Origin of the sequence: Chlorogloea sp. CCALA 695 (genome assembly GCF_003003885.1) — a bacterium.
Classification (GTDB): domain Bacteria; phylum Cyanobacteriota; class Cyanobacteriia; order Cyanobacteriales; family Chroococcidiopsidaceae; genus Aliterella.
In genome coordinates this window covers 1-7954 of the sequence record NZ_PVWN01000106.1, presented here as the reverse complement: position 1 = coordinate 7954, position 7954 = coordinate 1, and the positions used below count along the sequence as shown (strand labels likewise).

Here is a 7954-nt window from a genome sequence, read left to right as displayed (position 1 = left end):
AATTTCCAAGAGTATGTGGTAATTGTGCGTGACATCACTGAGCGCAAGCAGGCAGAAGTAAACATTCGTGATGCTTTGGCTAAATTAGAAAAGCTAAATGAGGATTTACGACGGTCTAATCAAGAGTTAGAGCAATTTGCCTATGTAGCTTCCCACGACTTGCAAGAGCCATTACGAGCGGTAACAGGTTATACTCAACTTTTAGTGCAGGACTATGAGCATCTTTTAGATGAGTCTGCCCTGGAATACACTGGCTACATCGTGGATGGAGCAAAGCGGATGCAGCAGTTGATTCAAGACTTGCTGATCTATTCCCGCGTAGGCACTTATGACTTAAAGTTAGCTGCTACTGACTGCAACACAGTTCTAAGTCAGGTACTAAATAATTTGCAAGTGACGATCGCCGAAACTAACGCCATTATCACCCAAGATCCTTTGCCAACTGTAGTTGCCGACAACACTCAAATGATGCAGCTATTGCAAAATCTGATTGGCAATGCCATTAAATTCTGCCGAGAGGAGACACCAAAGATTCATATTAGCGCCGTTAGAGGAGATGGGAAGACTGAGTGCCGTGAAGGCTACACCCCATCAACAAACGAATGGATTTTTACTATTCGTGATAATGGCATTGGCATTAAGCCTCAGTATCTTGAACGCATCTTTGAAATTTTCAAACGTCTTCACACCCGTCGAGAGTTTCCTGGTACTGGCATCGGTCTGGCAATTTGTAAAAAGATTGTTGAGCGTCATAGCGGACATATCTGGGTTGAATCGCAGCTAAAATCAGGAACTACCTTTTATTTCACTCTACCCCACTATGAAAACTCAGATGTCTAAAATAGTTGAGATTTTGTTAGTTGAAGATTCTCCTAGTGATGCCAATTTAATCATCAAAGGCTTCAATCAATCTAACGTTAAAGGTTTTAATCAAGATAGAATCCCTAACAACCTGCATTGGGTTGAGGATGGGGAGACGGCAATGGAATACCTCCACCAGCAGGATGAGTACGCCAGTGTTCCCCGTCCAGATTTGATCTTACTCGACCTAAATCTGCCAGGAATGGACGGTCGAGAGGTGCTAGCAGCAGTTAAATCAGACCCAAGCCTTAAGCTAATTCCTGTTGTAGTTCTTACAACTTCCGCCGACGAACATGATGTCCTCCGGTCTTACAACCTTAATGCCAATTGCTACGTGACCAAGCCCCTTGATGTCCATCAGTTCATCCAGGTTGTGCAGCTAATTAGTACTTTTTGGGTGGCAGCAGTAAGGTTACCTACAGAATAAGCTCTTAAAGAATATGTAATTGGGGTACTAGAGATATAGCAATTCCGATTCAAGTATAAAAGCAGCCCTGTTGGTTATCGACGAGAAAACAAAATTCCCAGAACTGAGGGTTTAGCTACAAGTCGAACTTTAGTAATAATTTTTTTAAGTGGTCAGTATAGATTTCACTTTTATGGAAACAAAACAAATTCATGTTCTATTGGTTGAAGATAGCGCCAGCGATGCCGAATTGTTCCGCAAGATGTTTAGCCGCTCAGGCAAAGGAGGGAATCTAATCCACGTTGAACGCCTAAGCCAAGCTATTGATGCCTGTAATCAACAAACTTTTAATGTAGTCTTGCTAGATCTCAACCTCCCAGACTCTGATGGATTAGATACACTAACAGAATTTCGTACAGCCGTTCCTAATATTCCCATTGTCGTTCTGACGATGATGGATGACGAAGAACTATCACTGCAAGCGATGACTAGAGGAGCGCAAGATTACCTTGTTAAAGATCAAATTACAATTCAATTATTAGTGCGAAGTCTCCGCTACGCCATTGAGCGAGGAGAAATCCACAAGCAGCTGAAGGATAGTGAGCAAACTATTCTTCGAGCATTGGAACAGGAGCAGAAACTTAATCTGCTCAAGTCAAGCTTTATTTCCATAGCTTCCCATGAGTTTCGTACTCCCATGACCACGATTCGGAACTCTGTGGAGTTGCTGCAATACAATTTAAAGTTGACGGAGGAAAAAAGAGATACATACTTCGATCTAATTAAAGCTGCTATTAGCCAAATTATTCATCTAATAGACGAAGTGTTACTTCTTGGTAGCACCGAAGCGGGTGGGTTGAAATATGAACCTACACCTATGAATTTAGTTGAATTTTGTCATGAAATCATAGACGCTTTGCAAGTTAATATTAATGAACAGTATGCCGTTACTTTTACTCACCAAGGAAACTGCAAGTTAGCTGAAATGGATGAAAAGCTACTAAGGTACATTTTCAGTAATTTACTTTCTAATGCTATTAAATACTCTCCTCAAGGTGGGAAAATCCAGTTTGATTTGAACTGTCAGCCTGACAGTGTGACATTCCAGATCCAAGACCAGGGGATTGGTATACCAATAGACGATCAACTCAATTTATTTGAAGCCTTCCATCGCTGTAGTAATGTGGGTAAAATTCAAGGAACTGGACTAGGACTTGCGATCACTAAAAGGTGTGTTGATCTGCATCAGGGGCGGATTCAAGTGAGCAGTAAGGTTAATGTCGGGACAATCTTTACGGTGGTTTTACCATCAAAGCCGGGCAATTAAATTCTTGGTTGTGTTGCAAAAACTTTGTGAGGACAAAAAATGTCCGTTGTCGGGGTTTAGATTGTGCAACCACTCCAAAGCGGCGGTTGATGAAGATAATCCGCTCTTTGACGGCTCCCAAGGGATGTCCTAAAATCTGTCCTTTTCCCATCATGTTTAGGATTTCATACCCTGTTATGGTGCGTCGTGCCGCAAGAGAAAGACCCAAATCCCAATTATTGAGATACTTACTCTACATCAATTTCCCTATTTCGGGTAGCTTTTTGGCGGAGTTGAGTTCTTTGATAGCTTTTAGAGCCGCAGGGTTCTTATCCACAGTGATAACTCGTGGAGGAGTAGGAAAGGCTTTTAAAGTCTTACGGCTGGCTAGAGCGCACTCCGGAGAAAATTTAGAGTATTCGCTCAGGTCAATCAACAGCTCGGTACAGATATTTCTGCTTTCCTTTGACCAACCAAGGCGGTTTCATCTACCCGCCACGAGGGATTAGTCGGACACAACTCAGGATGACGTAGCACTGATAGTGCCTCCCCTTGCATGGGGATTTAGAATTGATTTTGCGATCGGTGGAATTATTTTCTCTAGCAGAATTATTTTAGGCTACCATTTTTTGCAACACAACCAAATACTATGTATTATCTATCTGGCTTAGTACATACGTAGTTTTCTGTATCATAATGGACACAATTTTACATCAACGTTATGTTAAGCTTCTACAAAAGTTGTAAAGTTTACTATTCCAATACAGCCTCTTGAATTTGAAAAATTAAAGATTTAAGAGTATAAGTTCTAGATTTGTCAACTACTTAATTGACTCAAGGTAAAAAATTTTAAGAAATGTGTACCTCAATTGCCTCAAATGTGTTGCTTGGTGTATATATCATTCAGTCAAATATTTAAAGCAATTATCTATGATGAACCCTAAAAAAGAAAGGCTAGGTACTCAAATAAGTATAAGTGACCAATGTCAATCTCAATTTTTAGATGACCTAAAACAGGAAAGCAAAGCTTCATTATATAGCAACCCTACTATCAACATAATTGGCTCTCCCGTAACGGCTTTGCCTTTTGATGCACAAATTAAAAAGATATTGGAGTGGGCAAGGAGTTATGAGAGTAAAGTTATTTGTGTTGCTAACGTTCATATGCTGATGGAGGCTCACTGGAATTCAGCGTTCTCTTCAGTTTTAAAAAGTGCAGATATTGTTACTCCTGATGGTATGCCCTTAGTTTGGATGATGAAGCTAATGGGAGTTCGTGAGCAAAACCGGGTTGCAGGCATGGAGATTTTTTTAGCATTGTGCCAGTTAGCGGCAGAACAGAATATTAGTATATTTTTCTTAGGCTCTGAGACAACAATTCTCCAAAAAATGAGAAATAAGCTAGAATGCGAATTTCCTAGCCTTGAAATTGCCGATATGGTTCCTCTACCCTTTAGACCTTTAACGATTGCAGAGAGTGATGATATCGCGCAAAGAATTCATCAAAGTAAAGCTAACTTAGTATTAGTGTCGCTTGGATGTCCTAAGCAGGAGTACTGGATGCATAACCACAAAGGCAAAATTCAATCCGTCATGATTGGCTTAGGGGGTGTTTTTTCAGTGCTTGCAGGAGTTCACAAAAGAGCGCCCTTATGGATACAAAATTTAGGATTAGAGTGGTTGTATCGATTAGTTCAAGAGCCGCGTAGACTTTGGAAACGATATATGTCTACAATTCCTCCCTTTATTTGGCTGTGCGGAAAACAGCTACTAACTTCAAGATACCAATCTATAAATATGCTAAAAATAGTAGAAAAAAGTTGAGTAGCAGTAAGATATTTCTAGTGTTAATGACTACTTCTGTTTACCGTACTTAACTAAAAATAATTTTGTGAAATCGACAGAATATATAGATTTTCGGCAATATTTACTAGCTATAAAACGACGTTGGCTGCCGTCAACAACAGTTTTCCTGGTTGTTATTGCCCTAGCAATGCTGAACGTGTTTTTACATAAGCCTGTCTATGAAGCAAAAGGAAAAATATTAATTAAAAAACCGAGTAATGTCACTTCTGCCATAACGCAGGGGCAAGAGATAGGAGAATTAAGCTCTGTAAGTTCGCAAAGCGATCCTTTAATTACAGAAATAGAACTTATTCGTTCTACCCCAGTTGCACGTAGAGCTATCGCTACACTAAGTCTGAAAGTAAAACCTCAGAAATTTCTAGAAGATCTCAAAATCCAAAGAATAGGCAAAACAGACATACTGGAAATTTCCTATCAAAGCCCTGATCCTAAAATAGCTGCTTTGGCAGTTAACGAAGTTGTAAGTTTCTACTTGGCTAATAATATAGTTGATAACCGGGCTGAAGCTGCAACCGCTCGCCGATTTATCGTTAAGCAATTGCCTAAAACTGAAGTTATTGTACGTCAAGCAGAAGAAGTCTTGCGTAAGTTTGAAGAGCAGAACAATATCGTAGATTTAGAAGGAGAAGCGAGTTCGGCGGTAGAAGTAATTTCTAACTTAGAAAATCAAGTTAGTACGGCCCAAGTTCAACTTGCCGATGCAAATGCTCAGTCTCAAGCGTTGCAAAATGGGTTGTTGGGTATGGATTCACAACAAGCTATAGCTGCAAGTTCTGTTAGCCAGTCGCTGGGTGTAAAAAAGGCGCTTGAAGAATTACAACAAGTAGAAAGCCAGTTAGCAAGCGGACTAACTATATATCAAGCGGCACATCCTAAAATAATTGATTTACAAAATAAAAAAGCCTCTATAGAAGCTTTATTGCAAGGACGAGTCGAACAAGTGCTTGGAGTTCCTACTGAGGGAATTAGTGAAAATTTGCAGGTTGGAGAATTAAAGCAACAACTAACCACCAATCTTGTTCAACTAGAGACAAAACGCTTAGGTTTAAATAGTCAAATTGCAGCTTTATCTAATGTATTAAAAAGTTATAAGCAACGGGCAAATTTTTTACCTGGGTTGAAGCAGCGCAAAGGAGAACTAGAACGTGAAGTAAAAGCAGCCCAATCTACTTATGAAACTCTTTTGCGCAGACTTGAAGAAATTCGAGTTGAAGAAAACAGAGTGGTAGGGAATGCTCGGCTGATAGAGGTGGCAGAAGTTCCAGAAGCTCCTCTTGAAGCTAATCAAGAGAGAAATGTAGCTTTGGGAGTTTTACTTGGAATATTGCTTGCTGTAGGAACTGGTCTTATTTTAGATGCACTAGATACTTCCATCAAGACAGTTAAAGAGGCAAGGGAAATATTTGGCGGTGCTTTACTGGGGCTTATCCCGTTCTCTGGTAAGAAAGATTTAGAAGAGGATATACAAATAATCGAGGCAAGAGATATGCCTCGTTCGCCTGTTACTGAAGCATACCGAACATTTCAAGCTAACTTAAATTTTTTAAGTTCTGATAAAGAACTAAAAGTTGTTGTAGTAACCAGTTCCATACCTCAAGAGGGCAAATCGACCCTGTGCGCTAACTTGGCTGTAACAATGGCGCAATCAGAGCGTAGAGTGTTATTAGTGGACGCAGATATGCGCCAACCATCTCAGCACATAATTTGGAACCTGCTCAATCAATGTGGCTTAAGTAACGTCCTTGTCAATAGAGCAGAGCTGAAGACAGCCATTAAAAAAGTTATGCCTAATTTATCTATCCTGCCTGCTGGAGCTACACCACCAAACCCAATGCCTCTGCTCGAATCTAAGCGCATGAATTCATTAATTGAGAATTTTTTAGACGATTATGATTTTGTAATCATTGATACTCCAGCATTAAATATTGGAGCCGATGCAGCTATTGTGGGTAAAATGGCTGATGGCATTTTATTAGTAGTTCGACCTGGGGTAGTAAATTCAGCTAGTGCTACGTCCGCTAAAGAGTTTTTAAAACACTCTGGGCAAAATGTCCTAGGGTTGGTAGTTAACGGTATAACTGATAACAATAGTAACTACAGTTCTTACCCTGTAAAGGAATATTATTCTGAGGAAGATACTACAGTTTCTAAAACCCTTGCGCTTGAGTCTAGAAAAAATTTAAGTCGTTATTGATTACTCAAGTCAGTTAACCTGTACTTTACTGACAGGTGGACTCGATTTATAGAACCCATTTGACATCTCTAAGAGGAAGCTACAAGGCCTTTAATCATGAGTCTAACGAAGCAGAGATTGAGCTTCGTTGTCACATTCGATAGGGTACGCTCAAAGTTCTTCACCAGAATCTTACATCGCTCCTATCAAGTCCGGCAAATAAATTATAATTAAGCACCGATTTTAGTCCACCAGTGAAAACCAGTTAATCCTCGAATCAACTCTTGCGCTTTGAAGCAAAGATTGGCATCAGTGGAATAGAACCTCTTCCAAATCATCTAAAGTTTCAAAAGATTGATTGGCAATCGGCTCATCAACTAAAGTCCATAATCGCTCGGCAGGCTGCAATTCGGGTGAATAGAAGGGTGAAAATGTCTAATGTAGCCCTGAAGGAATCTTTACCTTACGATTAATGTGCCAACCCGCCCTACCTACAGCTAAAAGAATGTGCTTATTCGCCCCTAAGTTAAATTGAGCAGCAAAATCTGCTAAAACTTTGTTAAATAGTTCTGTATTTACATACGGTATAATCCACCAATAGGTTTCGCCAGTTTTGGGATGTACAAAGGCATATAACCATAGCCACTGATATCGCCAATTAACGTTAGCTATGGGCGTTTCTCCCTCCGGTACATAAATCGGTTGTGTTGCAAAAACTTCTTGAGGTCAGAAAAGCTGATTGGGAAAGAGTTTTTCTATACGACCATTCTAAAGATTTGATTGAGGAAGAAAACCCGCTCTTTGATGGCTCCCACTGGATGTCCCATAACTTGTCCTTTCCGCATCATATTCATGTAAAGCTCTCCGGGGGAAGCTTCCTCCGGAAGACTTTACGATTTCATAACCTCTGATGGTTCGTCGTGCCATGTTAAAGGAGCCAAATCCCATCCCCAGCTTAACTAATCGTTTGATGCCTTGATGGTCTTGTTCAACAATGTTGTTAAGGTACTTAATCTGCCTCAGATAATGGCTCAGACGTGTTGATCTAGCTCCGAAATTGTGCTGCAATCAGAGCAAGTATCTAATCTGCGAGTTCAGCAATGGTTTTAGAGCCAGTTCCCTGCCCGAATTGTGGCAGTATCAACGTAGTCAGACATGGGAAAACAGCACAAAAAAAGCAGCGTTACCAGTGTCAAAATAAGTTATCCCTCTTGTGTCATTTTCCGGATATAATAAATAAAATAAGTGAAGGATAAAACTCTATGAGGCAGGTAGAGCAATGGATGTGGAATTACAAATCTTGAAGCATTTGCCTAGAGATGCTCAACCAACAGTAGCGCTT

Annotated in this window: 7 protein-coding genes and 2 pseudogenes; 6 read left to right on the top strand and 3 right to left on the bottom strand. The window is 40.2% G+C overall.

Annotated elements, in window-relative coordinates; all coding sequences use genetic code 11:
- From C7B70_RS24530 to C7B70_RS24520, 3 genes are all read left to right on the top strand, one after another.
- Positions 1 to 840 (top strand): ATP-binding protein (locus C7B70_RS24530; protein WP_233221132.1); only part of this gene is annotated, 840 nt, incomplete at its 5' end.
- Entirely contained in the window at positions 821 to 1288 is a 468-nt protein-coding gene (locus tag C7B70_RS24525; protein WP_106371522.1) for a response regulator, read from the top strand. The genes C7B70_RS24530 and C7B70_RS24525, both read left to right, overlap by 20 nt.
- Positions 1289 to 1460: 172 nt before the next feature.
- Positions 1461 to 2594 carry an ATP-binding protein gene (locus tag C7B70_RS24520; protein ID WP_106371521.1) on the top strand — a complete coding sequence of 378 codons (1134 nt, stop codon included), beginning with the start codon at positions 1461 to 1463 and terminating at the stop codon, positions 2592 to 2594.
- On the opposite strand, the gene C7B70_RS26175 is transcribed toward C7B70_RS24520, so the two are convergent.
- A complete protein-coding gene (locus tag C7B70_RS26175; RefSeq protein WP_146134164.1) occupies positions 2560 to 2802 on the bottom strand; it encodes a hypothetical protein in 243 nt (80 codons plus the stop codon). The two genes, C7B70_RS24520 and C7B70_RS26175, sit on opposite strands and share 35 nt — an antisense overlap.
- A 701-nt stretch (positions 2803 to 3503) precedes the next feature.
- Between C7B70_RS26175 and C7B70_RS24510 the strand changes: the two genes are divergently transcribed.
- The gene (locus C7B70_RS24510) at positions 3504 to 4397 is read left to right on the top strand and encodes a WecB/TagA/CpsF family glycosyltransferase (RefSeq protein WP_199192538.1); all 894 of its coding nucleotides are present in this window, start codon (positions 3504 to 3506) and stop codon (positions 4395 to 4397) included.
- Positions 4398 to 4464: 67 nt separating this feature from the next.
- On the top strand, positions 4465 to 6633 hold the full coding sequence (locus tag C7B70_RS24505; RefSeq protein WP_106371518.1) for a polysaccharide biosynthesis tyrosine autokinase: 2169 nt from the start codon (positions 4465 to 4467) through the stop codon (positions 6631 to 6633).
- A 288-nt stretch (positions 6634 to 6921) separates the two neighbouring features.
- Here the strand turns inward: C7B70_RS24505 and C7B70_RS28105 are convergent.
- Together C7B70_RS28105 and C7B70_RS24495 are read right to left on the bottom strand one after the other, a co-directional pair.
- Positions 6922 to 7311, bottom strand: a pseudogene (locus tag C7B70_RS28105) (transposase); the annotation flags it as partial.
- 56 nt (positions 7312 to 7367) lie between these two features.
- Positions 7368 to 7635: pseudogene (locus C7B70_RS24495) on the bottom strand (DDE-type integrase/transposase/recombinase); the annotation flags it as partial.
- Positions 7636 to 7712: 77 nt separating this feature from the next.
- Between C7B70_RS24495 and C7B70_RS28975 the strand changes: the two are divergent.
- The gene (locus C7B70_RS28975) at positions 7713 to 7868 is read left to right on the top strand and encodes an IS1 family transposase (protein ID WP_106371517.1); all 156 of its coding nucleotides are present in this window, start codon (positions 7713 to 7715) and stop codon (positions 7866 to 7868) included.
- The last annotated feature ends 86 nt before the right edge of the window (positions 7869 to 7954 follow it).

Bases quoted from the DNA above. Each gene is read 5' to 3' on its own strand.
- C7B70_RS24520 (WP_106371521.1), top strand. From the start codon at position 1,461: ATGGAAACAAAACAAATTCATGTTCTATTGGTTGAAGATAGCGCCAGC.
- C7B70_RS24510 (WP_199192538.1), top strand. From the start codon at position 3,504: ATGATGAACCCTAAAAAAGAAAGGCTAGGTACTCAAATAAGTATAAGT.
- C7B70_RS28975 (WP_106371517.1), top strand. From the start codon at position 7,713: ATGGTTTTAGAGCCAGTTCCCTGCCCGAATTGTGGCAGTATCAACGTA.
- C7B70_RS24525 (WP_106371522.1), top strand. From the start codon at position 821: ATGAAAACTCAGATGTCTAAAATAGTTGAGATTTTGTTAGTTGAAGAT.